Raw genomic sequence first — 25,155 nt, forward strand, 5'->3', positions numbered from 1 at the left:
ATTCATATTTATATGCGAAAACAATACTTACTCTTCTGCCCCGCACTGCTGCTTTCCTTACAACTGAGGGCGCAGCCTGCAGCCACTTACTTTACCTCCTATCCGGCCCTCAGCCCCGATGGCAAAACCGTAGTGTTCAGCTATGAGGGTGATCTGTGGAAAACCGACGTGAACAGCCCGGCGGCTACCCGCCTTACGGCCATGCAGGGCGAGGAAACTAATGCCCATATTTCGCCCGACGGGCAGTGGCTGGCCTTCTCTTCCAACCAGTTTGGCAATAATGATGTATATGTGATGCCTTTGGCCGGCGGCGATATTAAGCAGATTACCTACCATGAATCCAGCGATGAGGTAGACTCCTGGGGATGGGATTCTAAAACCATTTATTTTACCTCCAGCCGGTACAACAACTTCAGCGCTTACAAGGTAAACCGCACGGGCGGTACGCCAGCCAGGGTGTTTGGCAATTACTTTAATACCATTCATGGCGTGGCCGAGCATCCGCAAAGCGGCGAACTGTTTTTCAGCAATACCTGGGAAAGTTACCGCTTTCCGCAGCGCAAGCATTATAAGGGCGCTTATAACCCCGATATTCAATCGTACAACCCTAAAACCGGCGCTTATAAGCAGTATACCAACTGGAACGGCAAGGACTTTTGGGCCACGGTGGACCGTAAAGGGAATATCTATTTTGTATCAGACGAGGCCAACGGCGAATATAACCTGTATACCTTTGTTAACGGGCAAAAAACACAGCTCACCAGCTTCAATACTTCCATAAAACGCCCGGTGGTAAGCGCAGATGGCAGCAAGGTTACGTTTGAAAAGGATTACCAGATCTACGTGTATGATGTAGCCTCCAGGCAAACGCAGAAGCTGAACCCGGCCCTGTTTCGCAATGAGGTACTGCCCAAGCAGCAGGAGTTTGACATCGCCGGTAAGATTGAGGCGATGGATGCCTCGCCCGATAGCAAAAAGCTGGCCTTTGTATCGCGCGGCGAACTGTTTGTAAGCGATGCAGAGGGCAAAATCATCCAGCAGGTACAGCGCAACAGCAGCGAGCGGGTTACCGAAGTAAAATGGATGCCCGATAACCGTACGCTACTCTTTGCCCAAACCTTGGGCGGCTACCCCAACTGGTATACCATACCGGCCGACGGCAGCGCCAAAGCGCGCCAGCTCACCGCCGACAAGCGCAGCAACCGCATGTTGTTGTCCAACAAGGCCCGCACCCAGGGCGTTTACCTGAGCGGCCGCGACGAGGTACGTTTGATTGATTTGAAAACCCTAGCCAGCCGCACCATTGCCAAGGATGAACTGTGGGGCTTTCAAAACTCACAGCCTACCTTTTCGCCCAATGGCGAGTACGTGATGTTTACGGCGCACCGCAATTTTGAGCAGGACATTTTTGTGCACGATATTGCCGGCAATAAAACATACAACCTCACCAACTCCGGCGTAACCGAGGCCGAACCGGTATGGTCGCCCGATGGCAAGTACATTTATTTTGCTTCGGCACGTACTAAAGCCAGCTATCCTGCCGGGGGCGAGGGCGCCCGCATTTACCGGCTGCCGCTGCAAAAGTTTGATACCGACTTTAAGCTGACTAAATTTAAAGAACTGTTCAGGGAAGCGCCAAAACCGGATAGCGCGGCCAAGACCGATAAAAAGCAGCAACCGGCTAAAAAGAAGCCCTTATCTGAGCAGCCCGTGCCCAAAGCGCCGGTTACGCTTATCATTGATATGGCCGATGTAATGAAACGGCTGGAACGCATCAGTCCGGCTTTCGGTTCGCAAAACTCGCCTTACGTGATTCAGAAAGGCAACAAAACGCTGGTGTATTACATTTCAGATCAGGCTGAGGGGCGCAATGCGTTGTATCGTACCACCATTGAGCCTTTTGAGAACAACAAAACTGAAAAGGTGGCAGGTGCAGAGGTATACGGCTACGATATGATAAGCAATGGCAGCCAGTATTATGTATTAGGTAACGGTAATATCTATAAGCTGAATATTGACCAGAACAAGATTGATAAAGTTGACCTGAGCTACAAGTTTAACCGCAGCCTGGCCGGTGAATTTAAACAGATGTTTGACGAGGCCTGGGCCGACCTGGATGAGAATTATTACGACGGCGATTTTCATGGTGTAAACTGGGCGCAGCTGCATAACCAGTACGCCACTTATCTGCCTTACCTGAACAACCGTACCGACCTGCGCCTTTTACTGAATGACTTATTGGGCGAACTCAACTCCTCTCACCAGGGGTTCAGTTCATCAGGCGCCGAGGAGCGTACCAATTTACGCTACCGTACCATGGAAACCGGTATCGAATTTGACAACAACGAGCCTTATAAGGTAACCCGTGTACTCAAGCTCAGCAATGCCGACCACAAAGGCATCAGCGTGCAGCCCGGCGATATTTTAACAGCCGTAAACGGGGTAAATGTAGATAACCAGCAGGACCGTAATTACTACTTTACCAAGCCCTCACTGGATAATGAACTGGAACTGACTTTTACGCGCGGCAGTCAGCCCGTAAAAGTGGTAGTTCACCCGGAGAGTGCGGGCGATTTCAGGGGCAATTTGTACGACGACTGGATTGAGCACAACCGCAAGGAAGTAACCGATAAAAGCAAAGGCCGCATTGCCTACGCCTACATGAAAGACATGGGCGGGGCTTCGCTGGAGCAGTTCCTGGAAGATATGGTAGATGATGCCTACAAAAAGGACGGCCTGATACTCGACCTGCGCTATAATACCGGCGGCAACGTGCACGATGCCGTGCTGAACTTCCTGTCGCAGCGCCCTTACCTGGAATGGCAATACCGCGGCGGGCAGCGCACCGTGCAGCCTAATTTTACGCCTTCGGCCAAACCCATTATTCTGCTGGTTAATGAGCAATCTTTGAGCGATGCGGAGATGACCTCGGCCGGTTTTAAAGCGTTGGGGTTAGGTAAAATTGTAGGTACCGAAACTTACCGCTGGATCATCTTTACCAGCGCCAAGGGCCTGGTGGATGGCTCGGTAGTGCGCTTACCGGCCTGGGGCTGCTATACCCTGGATGGCAAGGACATTGAGAAAACCGGCGTTGCGCCCGACATCAGTGTGGCCACTTCGTTTACCGACCGCCTGCACAATACCGACCCGCAATTAAACCGGGCGATAGAAGAGGCCATGAAAGGATTGAAATAGTTTAACAATAACAGCGTTTAGCTGTTATAACCGGGCAGTACGTATATATTATTATAGGTGCTGCCCTTTTTTATTTTTATAGCTAATTACGCTCAATGATTGATTTAAGCCGCCGTACCAATGAAGCCGAAATTATGGATGATTTCAACCTGCCGGCAGCGGAGCTGAACCCGTTGCTTAAAGGTTTGGGCAACCTCAATGCCTGGTTTGGCGGCCACCGGATGCTGATTGATGCACTCAAAAACTTTCCCGTACAGGCCGGTAACCACATCAGCGACTGGGGCTGCGGCGGCGGCGACGGGCTGAAAGCCATTGCCGCCTGGGCGCAGCAGCAAAACATACCGCTTACCTTTACCGGCGTAGATGCTGCCTCGGCAGCGATCACCTTTGCTCAGAAAGAAACTGCGGCTTACCCAAATATCAGCTACCTGCAATCGGATGTGATGAACCCGGAGCTGCAATTTAAACAGTTCGACATTATCATCTCCAGCCTGTTTACCCACCACTTTGGCGATGAAGAGTGGATTGCCTTGGTGAAGAACATGTACCAATCGGCCAAACGCGGGGTGATCATTACCGATTTGCACCGGCACTGGCTGCCTTACTATGCGGTTAAGTTTTTATCCAGATACATCATCCGCAACAAAATGATGGAGTATGACGGGCCGCTGTCGGTAAGGCGCAGTTTTACCCGCAAGGATTTGCAGCAGTTACTGGCAAAAGCAGGCATTACACATTATAAACTGCAGTGGAAGTGGGCTTTCCGGTGGCAGTTAAGTATTTACAAACAGTTATAACCAATCTTTACAATCCCAAACCTGTACAACATGAAAAAGACACTCTTCACATTCTTATTTATTTGCAGCGCCTGTTTTGCACAAGCACAATCACCTGCTAAAGATGAGCAGCAAGCCGCCGCTATGCTTAAAACCTTTTACATTAGCTACATGTCGGCGTTTTCAGCCACAGATGATACTAATTTCGAGAAAACGCTTAGCTCTTTGAGAAAAAGGTATTGTACATTGAAGTGTCAGCATCAATACAAAAAACTGGCAGCCGCAACAGACGCCGACCCGATTATTAACGGACAGGACAGTGACGCCAAGTGGGCCGCAACATTAGCTGTTAAAAAGCTGCCGTTAAAACCCGATGCCTATGTAGTTTCCTACTACTATGATGAGGAGCAGGAGAACGGCAAAATCCATAAAACCCGTGTTGGCATAAAACTGAAGTTAAAAAAGGTTAACAGCAGCTATCAGATTGCTGAAATCCTGTAATTACCTGTTAATGAAGTTAGCAAATCATAGTTGCAGGGCTAACACTAATTTAATATGTAACCCTTAACTTTGAATATGAAGTTAAGGGTACTCATCCTCATTACAGCCAGTGCGGTAGCCATTACCATTACCATAGTTAATTACTACTTTATGCACCGGTGGTACGATGCCGCCGTTACCTTTGCCGCCAGCTTTGTTACCAGCTTTTTGGTATTCTATTATCTGATTGAAAAATATATCTACTCAAAAATAAAGCTGATCTATAAACTCATCCACAACCTGAAACTGGGTAACGACCTTCGGGATGCTTTGGGCGAGCACATCAGTAACGACCCTATTAACGATGTGGAAAAGGAAGTGAAAGCCTGGGCGCGCGAAAAGAAAACTGAGATTGACGAACTGCGCCGGCAGGAAAAGTTCAGGCGGGAATTTTTATCCAACATTTCGCATGAATTTAAAACTCCTTTGTTCGCCATACAGGGCTATATTGATGCCATTACCGATGATGAACTGGAAGATAAAGACATGGCCATGCAGTTTCTGCAAAAAGCCTCGCGCAATGTAGACCGGCTAAGTTACCTGATTAAAGACCTGGACGAGATATCCAAATTGGAGTCGGGTGAAATTCCTATAAACTATACCAAATTCAAGATCAGCGAACTGATTAAGGAGGTGTTTGAGGGCTTGGAGATGAAAGCCAAAAAGCACCAGATAAAAATGGTGTTTAAGCAAAAGTATGATGAGCCGGTGAACGTAGTTGCCGACCGCGAAAAAATACGGCAGGTACTGGTAAATCTGATTGATAATTCCTTTAAATATGGTAACGAAGGCGGCACCACCTCCGTAAGCCTGTTTGAACTGCATGACCAGGTATTGATTGAGGTAACTGATGACGGTATTGGCATTGAGGAAAAACACCTGCCCCGGCTGTTCGAGCGGTTTTTCCGTACCGAGCTAAGCCGTTCGAGGCAGATTGCAGGCTCGGGCCTGGGGCTGGCTATTGTAAAACATATTGTAGAGGCGCATCAGCAAACCATTAATGTACGCAGTACTGAAGGCCTGGGCTCTACGTTTGGCTTTACCTTGCAGAAGGCCAGGCAATCGGCATTTTCAGGCATTCCGGTACTAAATAGTTAACACTAACTTAACATTGGGTATTGTACCTTTGTTCCAAATCATAAGTTTAACATGTCATTAAACAGCATTTTCCAGTACTTTGTCCCTAAGGATCAAAAAGTATTTTTCCCACTGTTTGAGCAGGCCGCCCATAACGTAGTAGCTATGGCTACCGTACTGGTAGAAGCGGTAAACTCAGGCAACCCTGCTACCCGCGAGGAACTGTACCAACAGATAGATAAACTGGAAAATAAAGGCGACGACCTGACCCACCAGATCTACCTGGAACTGGGTAAAAACTTTATCACCCCCTTTGACCGCGAGGACATTCATGCCCTGGCTACGGCTATTGACGATGTGGCCGATTATATACAAGGCTCGGCCAACCGCATGAGCCTGTACCGGGTGGAGGATATCACTGAACCTATACAGAAGCTGGCCGACCTGATTTTGCAGGCTGCTACTGACCTGGAAAAAGCAGTGCGCGAACTAAGGGACCTGAAAAATGTGCGTAACATTGCCGATTCGTGCATCCGCATCAACAGCGTGGAAAACCAGGCCGATTACGTATTTGACCGTGCTGTGGCCGACTTATTTCTGTATGAGAAGGACGCACTGAAAGTGATCAAATACAAAGAAGTATTAGCTGCGCTTGAAACCGCAACCGATATGTGCGAGGATGCGGCCAACGTAATGGAGTCAATATTAGTTAAAAACGCCTAAGCATTATTTAGCCCCCTAAACCTCCCGATGATCACCCTCCTGCTTGTTGTTGTAATTGCCCTTGCGCTGATATTTGACTTTATAAACGGATTTCATGATGCGGCCAATTCCATTGCCACAGTTGTTTCTACTAAGGTGCTTACGCCCTTTCAGGCCGTAATATGGGCTGCGGCCTTTAACTTTTTAGCCTTCTTTTTAATCAAAGATCATAAAGTGGCTAATACAGTTGCCAAAACCGTGTATGAAAACTTTATTACCATACATGTAATATTGGCCGGTTTACTGGCGGCCATTACCTGGAACCTGGTTACCTGGTGGTTTGGCATTCCTTCCAGCTCATCGCATACGCTGATTGGCGGCTTTGCAGGTGCAGGCATGACCCACGCTATCTTTCTGGGCGTTAACCCGGTAACGGCGGTAAATTTAAACTCCATCCTTAATATAGCCGCCTACATTGTGCTGGCGCCATTTATCGGCTTAATTATCGCTTACATCATCACCATTATTATACTGCACCTCAGCAAGCGTTCGCGCCCGGCAGTGGCCGAACGGTGGTTTAAAAGTATACAGCTTGTTTCATCTGCTGCGCTGAGCTTTGCACACGGCGGTAACGATGCACAAAAGGTAATGGGAATTATTTATGTTACGCTGGTGGCCTCAAAGGTAATTGCCAATGACGCCCACATGCCAGACTGGATTCCGCTGGCTTGTTACAGTGCTATTGCTTTAGGCACCATGTCGGGCGGGTGGAAGATTGTAAAGACCATGGGTAGCAAAATTACTAAGGTAACGCCGCTTGAGGGGGTGGCTGCCGAAACCGCCGGCGCCATTACGCTGTTTATGACGGAGCGTTTGGGTATCCCTGTTTCTACCACGCATACCATTACCGGCTCTATTATCGGCGTAGGGTTAACCAAGCGGGTATCGGCGGTACGGTGGGGGGTAACCTTCAGTTTGGTATGGGCCTGGGTAATTACCATTCCGGTATCGGCGCTTATTGCGGCAACAGCCTACGTTATTATTCACCTGTTCGAGTAAGTTTGCTGCGGCCATTGGCAGCAGTTTTGCTTTGTACCGCTTATGAAAAGAATATACCTCTGCCTGCCGCTGCTGCTGGCGTTCCTGTCGTTCAGCAGCTTTGATACGCGCCCTTTAATGGCAGCCGATCCAACTTCATCGCAAATTACCGCCGCTTTAAAACAAGCTTTGGAGCAGGGCACCAACAAAAGCGTGTCAAAACTATCTGCGTTAAACGGTTTTTTTGGCAATGCAGCAGTAAAGATCCTTTTTCCGCCGGAGGCGCAAAAGGCAGAAAAGACCCTGCGCAAAATAGGCTTCAGTAAACTTTGCGATAACCTGACCCTCTCCCTCAACCGGGCCGCCGAGGATGCAGCCGGCAAAGCTGCCCCCATATTTGTAAATGCCATCAAGCAAATGACGGTGAAGGATGCGGCCGCTATTTTAACCGGCGGACAGGATGCCGCTACCCAATATTTCAGAAATACCACTAACCAGAGCCTAACCGACCAGTTTAAACCGGTTATACAAACCAGCCTCAGCAAAGTAGGCGCTACCAGGCTGTACAGCAGCCTTGCCGCCCAGTACAACCGCATACCGCTTACTTTTAATAAGATCGATCCGGAGCTGGATGACTATGTAACCCAACAGGCTATTAACGGCATTTTTTATCAGATTGCGTTAGAGGAAATCAATATCCGACAGAACTTATCGGCCCGTACCACACCGCTGCTGCAACAGGTGTTCAGCTTTTTCAGCAAGAAAAGTTAAAGCAAATACGGTTTGGGAATTTATAAATTACCAGGCACATCTTTTATTAAATGCTGCCCTGCAGATGTTCTGTAATTACAGAGAATAAAGCCCCCCGCTCCTCACAACGGCAGCTTATAAGGCTTTAATAATCGGTTATGACGACCTCTATGTATTCATCTCTTCCTGAATAGCCCTCAGCAACTCGTTGGCGTGTTGCGAGCCGATGATATACTCCAGCCCGTCGCGGTCGGTAAGGTGGATGGCCTCGTTGCCGGCGGTATAAAAACGGATGGTGCCCTTTTTATGCAGGTTATATACGGGGCTGTTTACAATGTAACCGCTGTAAATGCCTTTTTCGGCTTTTACAATGCTGTTCAAATCAATCTTCACCCGGCGGGCTGTCCATAAACCATCGATTATAATGCTGCCACTCTCTACACAGGTGCTAAAATGCAGCAGGAAACCCATTATAACAGAAATGATGATGATGGCAAAGCCTACCACGGCCATCACATCCCCGTTAGGGTCATGCGAATCGGTAAACACGTACACGGCAAAGCAAAACATGGCCAGTACCAGCCGGATGCTGATGGGTATCCACTCTCGGCCCAAATACTGTTTTTCTACAAATCTCGCTTTACTCATAGTGCTGTTTATCCAGTTCGAATATAGTAACTTTTTGGGTTTGGGCGGTTACCTTGTACCGGTTATCGGCCCGGTAGCCGCCTATCCATATCACCTCGCCGTTGCCGTTTACCAGTATGGGTATACGGCGTTTCAGGCTTAAAGGTATTTTTTGACTAATAAAAAAATCGCTTAACTTTTTGCGCCCTTGCATCCCCAGCGGGTAAAACCAATCGCCCTGCTGCCAGGGGCGCAATATTAAAGGATATTGCAGCAAGGCAGCATCAATTACGGCTACGTTTTTATGCCTTAAAATTTCTGACTGGGTTTGATGCAAAATGTTTAACCGCCTGCCATTGTAATTTACACAAGCAGTGCCTGCTTCAATAATAACCTGGTCTATATCAGCACGTAAAGGTTCTAATAATATCCAATCGCGGTCTAAAGTTAACTGATGAGTAAGCGAGATGAACCTGCGGCCGGGGTGCCGGGTTAATGCACTTAGCAAATCTTCAACTGTTGTTCTGTTAAAGCCATACGGCCTGAGCAACTCCGGCAGCAGCAGGCGCGGAACCGGCAGTTGCCCGATTGCCTGAACCGATAACGCGGCTACGCCGTTTACCCTGCCCCAAACCAATGGCTGCACCTGTGCTAACTGGTATTGCAGCAGGGTTTCCAAATCTTTAAAATGCTGCAGGTTACGCTGAAAGGTATGCTCCAGATCGGGATTTAATTCCTTTAGCTGAGGGATGACCTGGTGCCTTAATTTATTGCGGGCATATTTGACGGAAGCGTTGGAACTGTCTTCGCGGTAAGCTAATTGATGGCGGCTGACTAATTCATCTATCTGCTCACGGGTAAAGCCCAGCATCGGGCGCACCACCCTGCCGTTAACCGGCAAAATACCGTGCAGCCCGGCTATCCCGGTGCCCCGAACCAGGTTAAGCAATATTGTTTCGATGGCATCGTTCTGATGGTGGGCTACGGCAATTACATCATAGCCCTGCTGTTGCCTGACCTGCTCAAACCAGCTATATCTGAGGTTGCGGGCGGCCATTTGAATGGATATTTGATGCGTTTTGGCGTAGTTCAATGTATCAAAGCATGACACATTGAACGGCACTTGCAACTTTTCGGCCAGTTGCCTGCAAAATTGCTCGTCGCCATCAGATTCGCTGCCCCGTAACTGAAAATTACAATGGGCAGTGCCAAAGGTGTAACCGCCGGCCTTAAGCAGGTGCGCCAGCAGTACGGAATCTTTACCGCCGCTCAGGGCCAATAGCACCCGGCTTTGCTGACTAAAAAGCTGGTTTTCGGCAATGAAACGGGTAAAGCTTTCGGGCGGCTGCATGGGCCAAAATTATTTAATTTAATTACCTCAACCAAAAAACTAATTTTGCACCCGGTGAATAAGTATATTATTTCAGGTATGTTGCTGCTGCTTACGCTTGTTGCCCAGGCGCAACGCCGGCCGCAGGGTAACACACCAAAAACAAAGGTCGACTTGGTACAATCACAAAGCAGCCAGGGCATAAAGCGCAATGGCGTGGATGTAATTAAGGTATACCGGGGCACTTTCAAGCAGGATTATTCGCGCCTCACTTCAGACAGTGCGTACTTTTATGCGCAAAATAACGCCTTCGACGCCTTTGGCCATGTGGTGATCAACCAGGGTGATACCTTAAATATTTATGCTGATAAACTTAATTATAACGGCAATACGCATACGGCTATATTAACCAATAATGTGCGCCTGGTAGATAAAGATGCCACCTTAAGCACTAATTACCTTACTTATAATACCGCCACCCGCATTGGCACCTACACCGGCGGCGGCAAGCTGGTTAACAAAACCAATACACTGGTAAGCAAGAACGGCTATTACTTTGCCTTTTCGCGCGATGCGTATTTCAGGTACAATGTGGTATTAACCACCAATGATGCCGTAATTAAAACTGATACCCTGCGGTACAATTCGGGGTCGCGCATTGCTTACTTTTTAGGGCCGAGCCATATCTATGGCAACAAAAATAAAGATACGCTGTATAGCGAGAACGGCACCTATAACACCATTACCGAGCAAGCTTTCTTTGGCCGTAAGAACCGTTACGCGCAAGGCACCAAAATGCTGAGGGGCGACAGCCTTTTTTATGACCGCCTGCGGGGCTACGGCCGCGCCGTGCGCCACGTAACCTTTAACGACCGGGAGCAGAAAATTACCATTAAAGGCGATTTAGGTACTTATTACAATGCGGATGAACGCGCCGTAGTTACCCGAAACGCTTACGTAATTTTAGAAACCGAGCAGCAGGATTCCACCAAAACCGATTCGGCAGCACAGCAGCCAAAGGAAGTTAAGAAAGGAAAGGCGGAGAAAACCGGCAAGACAAAAACCGTTGCCGCTTTACCTGCTACAATTCCAACTTCAAAAGGTAAAACGCCGGCTATTGATACGCTGCAAAACAAAGCTGCCATCACTGACAGGACTGAAAAAACCCGAACCCGCATTGATTCAGTATATATAGGGGCCGATTCGCTGTCTACACAAGTGTTAACGTATAAAGCATTACTGCTGCGACAGGAAAACATGCGGCCCAATAAACTCAAAGATTCGCTGGCCCGGCTGGCTAAAGCACAGCGGGTGCCCCAGTACCTGAAAAGCACCTCTAAATATATTTACAAGCCGCCGGTTGCCGGTGTGGTAACTGATAACCATATTTTGCAGCCCCTGCTGTTCGGCAAGCCCAAACCTTTACCTGTTGATACCGCTAAACAAAAGCAATCTACAGCAGTAGTTTCCAAAAAGCCGGTACCCGCTAAAGTAAGAAAACCTGCCGCGCCGGATTCGGTGTACCTGAACGTAGGGCATAAAGTAACGCTAAGCGATACGTCAAGGATACGCATACTGAGTGCGTATCACCACTCACTGCTGTTTAAATCAGATTTGCAGGCCAAGGCCGATTCCATGTTTTACAGCAGCAGCGACTCCATTATCCGCTGCTATGTTAAACCCATCATCTGGACGCAGGGCTCGCAGCTTTCGGGCGATACCGTATATCTGCAGATGAAGGATCGAAAGCTCAATAATATGGAGCTGTTTCCGAATGCATTTATCGTGAACATTGAGGATAAGGATTCTACCCATTTCAACCAGGTGGCCGGTAAAAAGATGCGGGGCTTTTTTGTGAACAATAAATTCAGCCAGATGTATGTGGACGGCAATGCCGAAACTATCTATTTTAAACGCGACAGCGGCCGTATAACCGAAATGGAACGCTCGCTTACCAGCCGCATTAAGGCAAATTTTAAAAACAACGAGGTAACCAGTGTAGTATGGCTGGTAAAGCCCGAGCAGCGTTACGGGCCAATAAGTAAGTTTAAGGAGGATGAACGGCTGCTTAAAGGCTTTATCTGGCAACCTAAGGAACGGCCGGTATCTAAAGAATCGGTGATTTATGCTTACAGCCGCAGGCAGAACGCCTTACGTACAGCCGCCGGTTCACCTAAAACCAAAGCGCCGCCGGTGAACAAGCCGGCAGCAACGGGTGTAGCTACTACCATAAAGAAAGCTGCTGCCGGTAACAAAATTACGTTGCCTGCTAATATAACGGATAAAATTACACCGGGCGCGGTAGACAGCCTTAGGCGGATGCTCACTAAACCTGCCCCATCAAACGCTGGTAAGGACACTTCCAACCGCAGTAACATCGTACCCTCGGCGCGGGATACAACGCGGGCAAATCCTTAAAAACAGGTATTGAAAATCCCTTTAGAAAACGCCTAACACTCGGGCAAACTGATCGGGATATTAACCGCCAGGCCGCCATCCGAGGTTTCCTTGTATTTGGAGTTCATATCCAATGCGGTTTGCCACATGGTTCTCACTACGGCATCCAGGCTTACTTTGGCCTGGTCGGGGTTACTTTGCAGGGCCAGTTGCGAGGCGGTAATGGCCTTGATGGCCCCCATGGTGTTGCGCTCGATGCAGGGCACCTGCACCAGGCCGCCAATAGGGTCGCAGGTTAGGCCGAGGTGATGCTCCATCGCAATCTCGGCAGCCATCAACACCTGCCGCTGCGAGCCGCCCAGGCACTCGGTTAAAGCCGCTGCCGCCATAGCGGATGACACGCCAATTTCGGCCTGGCAGCCGCCCATCGCTGCGGATATAGTAGCCCCTTTTTTAAATATGCTGCCAATTTCTGATGCCGTGGCTAGAAACTGCAAAATATGGTTGGTGCTATAGCCATCGCAAAAGGCAAGATAATACAGTAAAACAGCCGGTATTACACCTGCCGCGCCATTAGTAGGGGCAGTAACCACACGGCCAAAAGAGGCGTTTTCTTCGTTAACGGCTAATGCAAAACAGCTTACCCAGTCCAGTATATTTTGGAAACCGTTACCGGTTTTACGTACGGCGGCAATCCATTCATCAAAATTATGGTAGCTATAATCCTTTACCAGCCGGCGGTTCAGGCTGGCCGCGCGGCGGGCCACATTCAAGCCGCCAGGCAGGTAACCGGTAGTATGGCAACCACGATAGGTGCACTCTTTGATTACCTGAAAAATATCCAGCAGGCCGGTTGCAGTCTGCTGCTCGGGGCGCCAGGCCTGCTCGTTCTCCATCACCACCTCTGATATTTTCAAGCCGGTTTTACGGCACCAGTGTAGCAGGTCGGCCGCAGTTTCAATGGGGAAAGGCAAATCCACTTCAGGGCGCTGCTGCCCCCCGCCGTCTTCCTTCACCACAAAACCGCCGCCTATGGAATAGTACGTTTCAGACAAGGCTTTGCCGTTGCTCAGCAATGCCTGAAAAGTTACCGCATTAGGGTGAAAGGGCAAACTTTCGTGAAACAGGAACAGCAGGTCATCCTCATAAGAGAATGCCACCTGATGGCTGTTACCCAACTGCAATTGCCGCGTGGTTTTTATATGGTTTACCTTGTCATCAATGCGGTTTACGTCAAACGTTACGGGGTCATCGCCGCTTAAGCCTAACAATATAGCAATATCAGTACCATGCCCCTTGCCCGTTTTAGCCAGCGAACCATAAAGCAGCACCTGTACGCCGGTTACTAATTCCAATACCTGCCTGTCTTGCAGTAGCCGTACAAATTGCTGCGCGGCACGCCAGGGGCCCAGCGTATGAGAGCTGGAGGGACCGATACCTATTTTAAAAATATCAAATACCGAAATTTGCTCTTTTTGCATCAGGGCAAAGTTACGTTTCGGTGCAGAAGTCTGTTGCATTCAGGGATTTATTTTGATCGGGGAGCTATATATGATAACGAAGAAACGGGGTACTTGTTGCGATAAAGAATATACACGTCAACCAATACTTTGTAGAACTAACTAAAAATTCAAATCGTGGGACAGGTAGGATACTTTAAAAACAACACACTTGTATAACCTTTTATTATTTCTTCATTATCTCTATCCAACTGCCTTCATTAACAATTTTTTTAAAATTTTCATTGATATAAGCTGTAATTATTTCATACATTGCTTCAACCTTTTACTCTTATTACAATTTATGTTATGATATTACTTATTGACCTTGATGGGACATTAACTGATACAGCTCATGAAAAATTCAAACCATTAAAAGATGGCTTAAAAGAATTTGGCTTAGAGCAAATCCCCTTATTGCCGGGCGCCTTGGAATTTATCAAAAAAATTAAGAAAAGCAGCGATGAGGCTATTATTGTATCTGATTCTCATCCTAACTATGTGAAAAAAATTTCTGAAGCTATATTTGATTTAGAGCACATAAGTTTATGCGATAAACCTAATACAAACAAAGTAAAAGAGTATCTTTTGACTAGAAGCTATCTCATAAATGAAAGAATGACTTTAAAAGGATCATAGAACAAGCTAAAAGGACAAAGGCTTTAAAGTTTTCCTCATGATACTCGTATCTGACCACCGTTCTGCGGTAATTGAATAACCAGGCAAAGAAGCGCTCTACCTTCCACCTTCGCTTGTACCTTTTCAGTTTTCTGCCATCCTGCGTTTTTTTCTTTTTGCGGTTATCCCGGTGTGGGGCAATAAGGTCAGTGCCTTGTTCTTTCAGCCGCTCGTCCAGCGGGTCTGAGTCATAAGCCTTGTCCCCAATGAGGCGCTCAGGATGCGGAATAATAAAGCGTTCTTCCAGCGTTTTCTCTACCAGTGTTACCTCATGCGGGGAAGCAGAGTGGACTGAGATAGATAATATAATACCAGCAGCGTCTGTGATTGCCATGATCTTGGTGCCTTTACCTTTCTTAGTTTTTCCCACCAGTAGGCCCCCTTTTTTGCCATACAGAAGGTTCCATCTATATAGCATTCACTCAGGTCTACACCGCCACGCTCATACAGGTCAGTGGCCAGCGTCTCGATAATAAGCGTAAACACCCCGCTCTTGACCCAGCCCTGGAACCTGCGGTGGCAGGTCTGGTAAGGCGGATAGCGGTCAGGCAGGTCCTTCCAGGGCGCCCCTGTCCGAAGTATCCATAGCACCCCTTCCATCACTTCACGCTTGTCCCGCCAGGGCCTGCCTTTACCATCTGTTCGCCTGATGCCCTCTGGTACCAGGTCTTTTATCTTCTCCCATTGCTTCTCATTTAGCTCACTCATATGGCAAACTTACTGCTTTGTCATTTATGAGATAACTTCTAAATACCATAGCCTTGAACCATACTATCCAAACATTAATCTAAACAAAGACGATTTCTTAGTGATAGGCGATACTTGGTTGGATATCGAAATGGGACGCGCTTTAAACGTTCCTACAGTATTAACATCATTTTATAAAGATACAAATACTGAAAATAGGGACGGAATAGGACAGGATTGGAAACAATTAAAAAGTGGAGCTACATATTGTATAAGTAAGTTTGATGAAATATTTGACATTATAGGTGATCCAACAAAAAAACTACTCGCAGTGGAAAGTATATTTTTAGATGTTAACTCAAAGGCATCAGTAAAATTTAAGACGAACAAATATCATGATAGATTGATTATATACAGATCACTGGGGCGTCAACAAGGTGGAGAATGTGATAAGTATGCAGTTGCAGATAAATACTTTGAATTTCACAGAGCGGATCGGTCACACATTTTGCTGGACAAATTATCAAAGGCTACCTCTAATTACATTCTGCATGTTCAAGAAAGCATGCCTAACCTAAAATGGGATTTTTTTAGCTACGTTTCAGATAAGGCAACGACACAACCACCGAATAAACTTCTAAGGTTGTTTGAATTAATTGACACTAACATACCTAAAATTAATTTAATATGTTGGTCTGATGATATTACTGGTAGCATCAGAAACCAAAAAGATTATCGTAGCCGGGTTGATTTTGTTGATCAATATGTGTTCATAGATAAGCAGCATACTTTGTTAAACAAAAATGTAATTATTATAGACGACCAATTTACTACTGGAGGAACTGCGCAATCAATATGCAAAAAGCTAACACAAGAAGGAGCAAAAAATATCCTCTTCGTAACACTATTCTATTTAATTTCAATAGTTGAAAGCGAAAAAGTATGCCCTCATTGTAGCACTAAGCTTCAAGTGAAAATAAAGAGAAGTGATGGAACCAAATTCCTGTCTTGTGTGCCAAAAAAATTTGGGGGCAGAGGTTGTGGAAATTTCATTCAAAATATTCAATAGATGAATAATGTAGTAATTAGAAATGTAGCACTCCTGCAATTAAAGGGTATTGGGCCAGCCTTTGTGAAAAGAATCCCTAATGATGACTTACTTAAAAATGTTCATTTGATTCAACAAATCAAATATTTAACTGCAACTGGAGGTAAGCAATTCGATGAAGATGCAATTAAAAATGCAATTGATACAGCTCATAAAATTATGTTTACATGCCAAGAACGGAACATTAACATACTGGATATACAAAACGATGATTATCCACCATTATTAAGAGAACTTAAAGATGCACCGCCTTTACTTTATTGTAAAGGTAACATGGCTCTTCTAAAACAGAAAACCCTTTGTATCATAGGAACAAGAGAGCCAAACGAAAACGGAATAAAAATAGCAGAAAGGGCAAGCTCTTATTTTAACAATTTAGGTTGGTGCATTTGCAATGGTCTTGCAAAAGGAATTGATGAAGCTGCAATAATGTCAAACGGCCTAATACGCCGCAATATTATTGGTGTTGTAGCAGGAGGATTGGATTACGACAAGAAAACATTACTCAAAAGCACTACCATAAATGCAGAAAGAGTCATAGAAAAAGAAGGTATATTAGTGTCTGAGATACCACCTGGCAAGAAGGAAGATACTTTTAGTGTTGTAAAATCCTGCCGGATACAAGCTGGCATATCCAACGGAATCTTAATCGTTCAAAGCTCTTTAGATGGTGGTTCGAAATTTTCCACAAAAGCCATTTGTGAGACTAATAGACCAATTGCAGTAATTAATCCAATCAAATCAGACTTCGATGAACAAACATACAGTGCTAATAAAGAATTAATTTTAAATCAAAAACACGGGTTATCAAAATTCACTGATTTGAAAATTACTGCTGTACAACACTGCAATATTTTAGCTATAAGCAGTAGACATGACTATAGCATTTTAGAACAAGCTATGACTAAGAATAAAAAAATATATAATTACTTATTTAATTAGTTTTTAACCCTTCATTACCCGTATTCTACTGCCCTTCCAATCCGGAAACAGCAAACGGTCGTTGCTGATGCCTAAGTGCTTGTCGGCTACCTCACTAAAAACGCTCCTAAAGTCGGTGGTTACGGCTAAATCGCGGCCATCTTCCAGGTTCTCAATGGCTAAAGGCTGTACTTTGCCATGTACCTGTCCGCCGTTGGTATTATTGCTCAGAATGAAATTGCAGGAAGCGCGGCCGTGGTCGGTGCCGCCGGTACCATTCTGGTGTACGGTGCGGCCAAATTCGGTCATGGTCATTACCGTTACCTCATCCTGGTGTGCCTCCAGGTCATTCCAGAAAGCCATCATACTGTTGCTCAGGTCGGTTACGTTACTGGCAAACACACCTTTAGCGTTGCCCTGGTTGAAGTGCGTATCCCAGCCGTTAGATTCGGCAAAGGCCACTTCCAGCCCTACATCCATTTTAATGAGCTGGGCAATCTGCTTTAAAGAGTTGCCTAATGCGGTGTTGGGATAAATGACGTTGTTAGCCGGTTTGTAATTTTTCAAATCGGTTTTCTGCAGCATTTTCATGGCATCAAAGCTTTCCCTGCCGGTTTGCCTGAGCAGGCCGGTTGAGGTTTGATCATATAAATCCTCAAAGCTTTTAGCCGCCAGGTTAGCGCCGGCAGGGTTGCCACGCATCTGTATGGCAAAATCCTGCAGGTTGCTCACGGCCAGCGCCGGGTTATCGCCATAAAAAGAACGGGGCATGGCCGAGGTCATACTTACGGCGCTGAACGGTGTAATGGCATCATGCCCTAACAAGCCTACTGCCCGGTTAAGCCAGCCGCTGGCGGTGCCTTTATTGAATGGCGTGCCCGATTCCATGTAATCCTGCGCATCAAAATGCGAGCGGGTAGTATTGGGCGAACCGATACCATGCACAATGCTCAGCCGCTTTTCGCGGAACATCGGCTCAAACGCCTTCATAGCCGGGTGCAGCCCGAAGCGGCCGTCCAGGTCAATCAGCGCCGCATCTCCTGCGTTCTTCGCTGCCGACATCATCAGCGTGGGCCGTGCCTGCTGCAGATAGGTGTCGCCAAAAGGCGTAACCGCCATCAGCCCGTCCATTGCGCCGCGCTGAAATATGCAGACCAGCGTTTTGCGCTTTTTATAAGGCGATATAATTTCATTGCTGGCTGCTGCCGCCTCGGCCAGAAAGCCGGGGATGCCGCCTATTAAGCCCACCCCGAAAAGGGCCAGGCCGCCTGATTTTAAAAATGCTCTTCTGTTTAACATTGCGCTGTTCTCCTTTTATAGAAGCTACTTAAAAACTAAAAACGCGTCATTGCGAGGTACGTGCTTCATCCAGCCCCCTCTAAATCTCCCCCGGAAGGGGAGACTTTTGATTTGTTTTCTTTCAAAGCCCTCCCTGCCGGGGAGAGTCTAGGTGGGGCTTCTCCGCAATGACGAAGTGTGATTATATGATTCCAAATTATCCCCCAATACATCAACGCCGCTGATATTCGGGTGACCCGATAATCACACCCACCACCTGCGACAGCATGGAGTTGTTACCGCTGGCGTTTTGCATGGCTATAAAATTTTTCTGGTTGCCTTTACCTAAAGCCGGCTTTACTTCTGCACCGGCTGCAGGCTGCATTGCGGCGGCAGGAGCCGGAGTTTGTGCATTGGCGGCACTTACTTTGCCCGCCAGTTCAGGGTCGTTTAACAGGGGGGTAAGCCGCTGTATGGTACTTTCCAGGTTACGCTCCGGCATCATCAGCTTGCTGTAAATCATTAAGGCCTGCTGTGCACTTTCCGGCTCGTGGTGCTGGTTAAGCGCTGCAAGGTCAATCTTTACACCGGGTATACGGCCCGAGGCCAGCGCCAGCCCGAAATTCATGCGGGTAAGCAACGAGCCGGTATTGATCCAGTATTGTCCCTTATCCGGAAAGCCGGTTGGGGCCTGGTAATAGTATTTCTTTTCGCCCATCTTGGCCACCCAGTTGTACAACTGGTAAGGCTGGTTAATAGTGGCGTTCAGGCTGCGTACCGCACCAATGGTGAGTTCAAACGGCGATTTGGTTTTTTCGCGCAGGGCGTTGCTGCTCCAAAACTCGGGGGCGCTTACCATGGTAACCAGTACCGCTTTAATATCACCATCATTTTCCTGAAAAGCACGGGTCATTTTATCAACCAGCGCTTTAGGCGGGTTATCGCTCACAAAACGCACGGCCAGTTTGCGGGAAATAAATTGTGCCGTAGCCTGCTGATGTGCCAGCAGGTTCAGCAAATCTACCCCTTCCTGGTAACCGTTACTGGTAAAGTGATGCCCCAGCACCACCTTTTCACCTTTATCGTGCCGGTTGATGTTGAAAAAGAAATCACCCTCGTGCACAAAGCCTTTCTGTTGTAACTGCTCGGGCGTAAAGCGGTTCAGGAAAACCTGCGCACCATTGCCATACGTACCCATTGGGGCAATAGACCACCCGGTAAGCACACGGGCCGCCTGGGTTACGTCCTGCTGGCTGTAGCCGCCATCTACCCCAAGGGTGTGCAGCTCCATCACCTCGCGGGCATAGTTCTCGTTCAGCCCCTGCCCCGCCCTGGCTTTTTTAGCTTTGGCAATGGTGGCTGTTACGATGCTGTCGCCCTGCATTACAGCCATATGGTTGCTGCGCATCAGGGCATTCATCACCGGGGTGCGACTGCCGGGGGCCGAACTGGTAAAATTGTCGAGATAATACAGCATAGCCGGGGCTTTGGCGGTAGCCAGCAGCAAATTGCCAAACTTACCCAGGGCATTGGGCCGTATCACATCGCGTTCATAGTCGGGGATGAACTGCGCACAATCGTTTTTGGTAATGGATACATTGAAGTGATTGAACCAGAAGTCGGCCATTACTTCCTGCAACTGGTTATGGGTATAGGCGGCCCTTAATACCTTTTGGTTGATAAACTGCCGGAACAGTTCCTGCTCGGGCTTGTAACCCTTTTGCTGCATATATACCTGCAGCGTATCGCGGTAGGCCTTGCGGCCGGCGCTTTTCACCGAATCTTTATTGATAAAGCCATCCTTTACGGCCATGCGAACCAGCTGCCCCTGCTTGGGGTAGGTTTCGGCAATCTGGCTGTTGCTTAACTTTAAGGCATCGTACTGACTGAGTACCTGATTTAATGAATCATCAGCCAGCCCGGCATCCAGCTGTTGCTGAAACCAGTTTTCCAGACCCTCATGCACCACTTCATCTACCTGCCCCGGCGTAGCGCCGTAAGTGAACCGGCTGAGCAGATGTGCAACGGCCTGCCGCTCGGTTAAGCCTTGTTTTTTGTATGGAAACTTCACAGCCTTGTACCATGCCTCATTAAAAAAGGAGGATAACAGCATAAACCCACCCAAAAGCAGCAGTATGGCAACACTGTATCTTAAACCCTTTATCATGGCAGATCGTTAATAAAAATATTTTTCATTGGGTATGACGGTAAATCAGCTGATAGGTTTAAATTATAGCATCTACCTGCATTTTTTATTTTGATTTTCAGCGCATTACTGCTTAACCTTATCCAAATTTAAACCATTTGAAGTTAACTGCCGTCGTACAGAAAGTTTAAATAATCATTATACCATGAAAAATTTAAAGTTATTATCAATAGCCTTTGTGCTGCTTTTGCACGTGCAGATACCTTTGCGCAAATTGTAGTTCGGGTACGCCCGGCCAGGCCCAGAACCGCGTGCTGTTTGGGTTGAGGAAGACTGGGTGCCCAGCGGCAACCGTTATGTTTGGCATGGTAGTTATTGGGCTGCACCACCCCGCCCGAGAGCGGTGTTCATATCCGGTCACTGGCGTTACAACCGCCGTGGTTAAGTTTGGATTCCGGGCCATTGGAGATAAATAAGAAAGCCGTGTGGTACTCCGCACGGCTTTTTATTTAAAAGTCAACTAAAATTTAGTTTGTCATTTCGACCGCAGGGAGAAATCTTCTGCCGCATACCGGCTGCCTGAAGAAGATTTCTCCCTGCGGTCGAAATGACAAGTTTCTTCTTTTCGCAATAACACACAAACTTCATCTATCAGCCTACCTGCTTCCGGTAGAAATCTGCATCGGGTTTACGCCAACTGACTGGCCGCGGGCTGCTCCGCCGCGCTGCTTGAACACCTGGAATTTTGAAGGTGAAGGCAATTTGCCCCAATAGTTATTGCTTTCGTCAATATCGGCGGTTTCGCGCAGCGGATCTAACTTAATAGAAGCCACTTCTTTGTCCTGCACGTAGAACTTAGAAGCTGTTCTTTCGTTCAGGCGCCAAATCTGGGCCGGAATGCGGTCTACCATTTTGGTACCGTCCTTAAAGGTAAACTCCACAATAATCGGCATTACCAAACCGCCTTTATTGCTAAAATTCAGCTCATAAAAAAATTTATTGCTGTACTGCCCGCGCTCGGCATCGGTAAAATCGGCCTGGGTAGCAGGGCTGGCCGGTGGTTGCTGCGCTTTAGCCATACTGGTAAACTTGGCCGTATCTACGGCAGCCAGGCCACGGTCATACTTCCAGTAAAAATCGCGGGTAGCGGTATCGCGGTCGGTATAAAACTTAATGTTCTTGTCCTCGCGGTTACGTATCTTGGAAATATCATCAAAAGTATTTACAGAAGGCGTAGCTACCCGGCTGTTAAAGCCGCCGTTGCCACGGCCGCCGCCAAAGTTAACTGTATTACCTTTGCTCAGGTCGGCCTTACCTACGCGAACAGAATCCAACGAAATATCAACGGGATCGGTACCATAGAACCAGCCTCTCCAGAACCAGTCCAGATCCTCGCCGCTGGCATCTTCCATAGTGCGGAAGAAATCGGCGGGCGTAGGATGCTTGAAGGCCCAGCGTTTGGCATACTGTTTAAAGGCATAATCAAATAGCTGGCGGCCCATAATGGTTTCGCGCAGCATATTTAAGCCGGTGGCCGGTTTAGAATAGGCGTTGGGGCCAAAGCGCACAATATTTTCCGAATTGGTCATTACCGGCTCCAGCTCATTTTTAGGCAGCTTCATGTAATCCACAATGGTGTAGGCGGCTCCCTTTTTTGAAGGGAACTTATTGTCCCACAGTTCTTCTGCCAGGTATTCTAAAAATGAATTCAATCCTTCATCCATCCAGGTCCACTGGCGCTCATCGCTGTTCACAATCATCGGGAAGAAGTTGTGCCCTACTTCGTGAATGATCACGCCGATCATACCGTTCTTGGTGCTTTCGCTGTAGGTGCCATCCTTTTCGGTGCGGCCATAGTTAAAGCAGATCATCGGGTACTCCATACCGTTGGAGGCTTCCACGCTTTGGGCTACCGGGTAAGGGAAAGGAATAGAAAAATCAGAGTAGGTCTTGACGGTATGCGCAATGAGGCGGGTAGAATAACGGCTGTACAGGTTGTAGGCTTCTTTACCATAGTAGCTCATGGCCATTACCTTTTTACCTTCTACGTTTACGCCCATGGCATCCCACACAAATTTGCGGGAAGATCCCCAGGCAAAATCGCGCACGTTGTTGGCCTGAAATACCCAGGTCTTTTTTGCAGTGCTGGGGTTAACTTCTGTTCTTTTAGCCTCGGCTAAAGTAACCACCTCTACCGGTACTGCCGAATTGCGGGCCTTTTGATAACGGGCCAAACGCTCAGGACTTAATACCGCGCTGTAATTGATACACTCGCCGGTACCGCCGATGATGTGGTCGGCAGGTACGGTCATTTGTACATGGAAATTACCAAAGGTAAGGGCAAATTCGCCCCGGCCGGTAAACTGGTGGTTTTGCCAGCCCTGAAAATCGCTGTACACGCACAGGCGCGGGTACCACTGCGTCATGGTAAACAGGTAGTTCTTATCTTCGGGGAAGTACTCATAGCCACCACGGCCGCCAAAGGCCAAACGGTCAGATATTTTATAGTTCCAGTTTACATTAAACACAAAACGCTGCCCGGGCAACAAGCGGGCGGGCAGGTTAACGCGCATCATGGTTTTGTTAACTACATAGCTCAGTTTTTTTCCGGTGGCATCGGTAAGCAAGGTAATTTTATCGCCATAACCATTATCCTCATTGCTGATGGCAGCACGCTCCAGCTGGGCTACGCCGGCACGGCCGCGCGGCATGGTAGAGCTGCTCTGGTAATTGGCGTTATCTTTATTGCTGTGCTCATTTTCGTCCAGCTGCAGCCAGATGTAATCCAGCGCATCGGGCGAGTTATTGTAGTAGGTAATGGTTTCGCTGCCGGTGAGCTTCAGGTTCTTTTCGTCCAGCTCACACTTGATGTTGTAATCGGCACGCTGCTGCCAGTATTTGGCACCGGGAGCACCGCTGGCAGTACGCTGCTCATTGGGCGTGGTGAGTATAGTGCCCAACTGTTCAAACTTATTACCGTGATTGCTCCCCGGATTATTTTGAATGTCCTGTGCAATGCCCAGCTGCCACACACTAACAGATAAAATTGCAGTAGTAAGTAACTTTTTGTTCATATAAAAGCGCTAATTAGCTATTCAGCGTATAAATTTAATTTTCTTTTATTGAAAAGGCCACCTTTCTATCGCCATTTTTACAGAAAGTGCAAAAACTCCCGAAGAAAGAAACAATATCCAGTCGCGCCTTTTAATTTTAATGGCGTTAATAAATAAAACTGAAGCTGATAGTATAAAGGCAACAACCACAATCTGCCCGGCTTCCAAGCCCACATTAAAGCCAAACAAACCTAAGCCCAAAGCCTGATCTTTAGCCAGCATCAGCCGGATGGCATTGGCAAAGCCCATCCCATGTATCAGGCCAAAACCCAGCGCCAGGTAGTAATTAATTTTTGCGCTGCGCCCCTTTTTATTGAGCTGCACTAAATTGTTTACTGCTGTAATTACAATGGTACACGGAATTAAGAACTCTACCCATTTACCCGGAAAGCGAATAACATCCAGAACGCTAAGCGCCAGCGTAAGCGAATGGCCGATAGTGAAAGCAGTAACCAGTATCAGTACCTGCCTGATATCTTTAATGATGTACACGGCCGCCAGCGCCAGTACAAACAGCTGATGGTCAAGCGCATCAATGCTGATGATGTGCTCCCAGCCCAGCTTGAAATAAAACAGAAAATCAGACATGCGCTAAATTGGCTATTGAAAGCGTTAAATTTAACCGTTTTTATTCACTAAAATCATAATCAGTTATAATGCCTGTTCTGCAACCCTTACTGTTATTAGCCCTGCTGGCAGGCCTGCCTGCCCCTGCAAAAAAAACAAGTGCGGCAGCGCTTCATCCGCTGCATGTAAGCACCAGCGATATCAGCTACAACAACGCCGACCATCAGCTGGAAGTGGTTTGTACCCTATATACCGATGATTTTGAAACGGCGCTGGCCAAACAATATAAAACCCGTACCGACCTTACCCGCCCGGATATGCACGCCGCCATGGAAACGCTGATTAAAAAGTATGTAGCCAGCCACGTGCTCATTAAATCGGGCAGCGCACCGGTGCCGTTAAACTGCCTGGGGTATGAGATAGAACGCGAAGCGGTAAACGTATATCTTGAATCGGCACCGATGCCGCCGGTAAAAAAAGCCATTGCCGACATCAGCCTGCTGTACAACCTGTATGACGACCAGATTAACATTGTCCACATTACGGTAAACAAGGTTCGCAAAAGCACAAAGCTGGATTACCCGGACACGCGGGTAGTGCAGGATTTCTGACCTATAATTGAAACTATTTAACCTGTTACCTTACCTTAAAAGGCGTAAATCGGCCATAAAAAGCTTTAAGTTGCTGATTCCTGTTTATAAACTGCACCTGCAACACAGGCGGAAA

20 protein-coding genes are annotated in these 25,155 nt (G+C 47.4%); 12 read left to right on the top strand and 8 right to left on the bottom strand.

The window, feature by feature from the left end:
- Positions 1-12 precede the first annotated feature (12 nt).
- The 7 genes from ACY652_RS03920 to ACY652_RS03950 all read left to right on the top strand — a co-directional run bounded on the left by ACY652_RS03920 (position 13) and on the right by ACY652_RS03950 (position 8,099).
- Positions 13-3,195: a S41 family peptidase gene (locus tag ACY652_RS03920; RefSeq protein WP_462266674.1), complete on the top strand. Its 3,183-nt coding sequence runs from the start codon at positions 13-15 to the stop codon at positions 3,193-3,195.
- A 95-nt stretch (positions 3,196-3,290) separates the two neighbouring features.
- A complete protein-coding gene (locus ACY652_RS03925) occupies positions 3,291-3,992 on the top strand; it encodes a methyltransferase domain-containing protein (RefSeq protein ID WP_462266676.1) in 702 nt (233 codons plus the stop codon).
- A 30-nt stretch (positions 3,993-4,022) separates the two neighbouring features.
- A complete protein-coding gene (locus ACY652_RS03930) occupies positions 4,023-4,472 on the top strand; it encodes a YqhG/Tai3 family protein (RefSeq protein WP_462266677.1) in 450 nt (149 codons plus the stop codon).
- 75 nt (positions 4,473-4,547) lie between these two features.
- Positions 4,548-5,609: a sensor histidine kinase gene (locus tag ACY652_RS03935; protein WP_462266678.1), complete on the top strand. Its 1,062-nt coding sequence runs from the start codon at positions 4,548-4,550 to the stop codon at positions 5,607-5,609.
- A 51-nt stretch (positions 5,610-5,660) separates the two neighbouring features.
- Entirely contained in the window at positions 5,661-6,311 is a 651-nt protein-coding gene (locus tag ACY652_RS03940; RefSeq protein WP_462266679.1) for a DUF47 domain-containing protein, read from the top strand.
- A gap of 27 nt (positions 6,312-6,338) precedes the next feature.
- Complete coding sequence (locus tag ACY652_RS03945; RefSeq protein WP_462266681.1) at positions 6,339-7,349, top strand: anion permease; 1,011 nt, start codon at positions 6,339-6,341, stop codon at positions 7,347-7,349.
- A 42-nt stretch (positions 7,350-7,391) separates the two neighbouring features.
- On the top strand, positions 7,392-8,099 hold the full coding sequence (locus tag ACY652_RS03950) for a DUF4197 domain-containing protein (protein ID WP_462266683.1): 708 nt from the start codon (positions 7,392-7,394) through the stop codon (positions 8,097-8,099).
- Positions 8,100-8,246: 147 nt separating this feature from the next.
- Here ACY652_RS03950 and ACY652_RS03955 read toward each other — a convergent pair whose 3' ends face one another.
- Complete coding sequence (locus ACY652_RS03955) at positions 8,247-8,726, bottom strand: hypothetical protein (protein WP_462266684.1); 480 nt, start codon at positions 8,724-8,726, stop codon at positions 8,247-8,249.
- Positions 8,719-10,056 (bottom strand): tRNA lysidine(34) synthetase TilS, encoded by a 1,338-nt coding sequence (gene tilS, locus ACY652_RS03960; protein ID WP_462266685.1) that lies wholly within the window; start codon positions 10,054-10,056, stop codon positions 8,719-8,721. Before tilS ends, ACY652_RS03955 begins: the two co-directional genes overlap by 8 nt.
- Positions 10,057-10,110: 54 nt before the next feature.
- Here tilS and ACY652_RS03965 point away from each other — a divergent pair, with 54 nt between their 5' ends.
- Positions 10,111-12,453 (top strand): OstA-like protein, encoded by a 2,343-nt coding sequence (locus ACY652_RS03965; protein WP_462266686.1) that lies wholly within the window; start codon positions 10,111-10,113, stop codon positions 12,451-12,453.
- Positions 12,454-12,485: 32 nt separating this feature from the next.
- On the opposite strand, the gene ACY652_RS03970 is transcribed toward ACY652_RS03965, so the two are convergent.
- Positions 12,486-13,913 carry an L-serine ammonia-lyase gene (locus tag ACY652_RS03970; protein WP_462268210.1) on the bottom strand — a complete coding sequence of 476 codons (1,428 nt, stop codon included), beginning with the start codon at positions 13,911-13,913 and terminating at the stop codon, positions 12,486-12,488.
- 327 nt (positions 13,914-14,240) lie between these two features.
- On the opposite strand from ACY652_RS03970, the gene ACY652_RS03975 reads away from it, so the two are divergent.
- Positions 14,241-14,570, top strand: coding sequence for a hypothetical protein (locus tag ACY652_RS03975; protein ID WP_462266688.1), 330 nt, complete (start codon positions 14,241-14,243; stop codon positions 14,568-14,570).
- Here the strand turns inward: ACY652_RS03975 and ACY652_RS03980 are convergent.
- Positions 14,536-15,317, bottom strand: a protein-coding gene (locus ACY652_RS03980; RefSeq protein WP_462266689.1) for an IS5 family transposase whose coding sequence is annotated in 2 segments (ribosomal slippage) — positions 14,536-14,984 and positions 14,984-15,317 — 783 coding nt in all. Because the reading frame shifts where the segments join, the coding sequence is not laid out codon by codon here. The two genes, ACY652_RS03975 and ACY652_RS03980, sit on opposite strands and share 35 nt — an antisense overlap.
- A 100-nt stretch (positions 15,318-15,417) precedes the next feature.
- Between ACY652_RS03980 and ACY652_RS03985 the strand changes: the two genes are divergently transcribed.
- The gene (locus ACY652_RS03985; RefSeq protein ID WP_462266690.1) at positions 15,418-16,365 is read left to right on the top strand and encodes a phosphoribosyltransferase; all 948 of its coding nucleotides are present in this window, start codon (positions 15,418-15,420) and stop codon (positions 16,363-16,365) included.
- Positions 16,366-17,346: a DNA-processing protein DprA gene (locus ACY652_RS03990; protein ID WP_462266692.1), complete on the top strand. Its 981-nt coding sequence runs from the start codon at positions 16,366-16,368 to the stop codon at positions 17,344-17,346.
- Positions 17,347-17,349: 3 nt separating this feature from the next.
- On the opposite strand, the gene ACY652_RS03995 is transcribed toward ACY652_RS03990, so the two are convergent.
- The 4 genes from ACY652_RS03995 to ACY652_RS04010 form a co-directional block, all read right to left on the bottom strand.
- Positions 17,350-18,624: a DUF1501 domain-containing protein gene (locus tag ACY652_RS03995; RefSeq protein WP_462266693.1), complete on the bottom strand. Its 1,275-nt coding sequence runs from the start codon at positions 18,622-18,624 to the stop codon at positions 17,350-17,352.
- Between the two features lie 211 nt (positions 18,625-18,835).
- On the bottom strand, positions 18,836-20,770 hold the full coding sequence (locus ACY652_RS04000) for a DUF1800 domain-containing protein (RefSeq protein ID WP_462266695.1): 1,935 nt from the start codon (positions 20,768-20,770) through the stop codon (positions 18,836-18,838).
- Between the two features lie 635 nt (positions 20,771-21,405).
- Entirely contained in the window at positions 21,406-23,823 is a 2,418-nt protein-coding gene (locus ACY652_RS04005) for a M1 family metallopeptidase (protein WP_462266697.1), read from the bottom strand.
- 45 nt (positions 23,824-23,868) lie between these two features.
- On the bottom strand, positions 23,869-24,450 hold the full coding sequence (locus ACY652_RS04010; protein ID WP_462266699.1) for a HupE/UreJ family protein: 582 nt from the start codon (positions 24,448-24,450) through the stop codon (positions 23,869-23,871).
- Positions 24,451-24,518: 68 nt separating this feature from the next.
- Here ACY652_RS04010 and ACY652_RS04015 point away from each other — a divergent pair, with 68 nt between their 5' ends.
- Positions 24,519-25,040, top strand: a complete 522-nt coding sequence (locus ACY652_RS04015; protein ID WP_462266701.1) for a DUF6702 family protein — start codon at positions 24,519-24,521, stop codon at positions 25,038-25,040.
- Positions 25,041-25,155: the final 115 nt, after the last annotated feature.

Source organism: Mucilaginibacter sp., from assembly GCF_965200995.1.
Taxonomy (GTDB): Bacteria; Bacteroidota; Bacteroidia; order Sphingobacteriales; family Sphingobacteriaceae; genus Mucilaginibacter.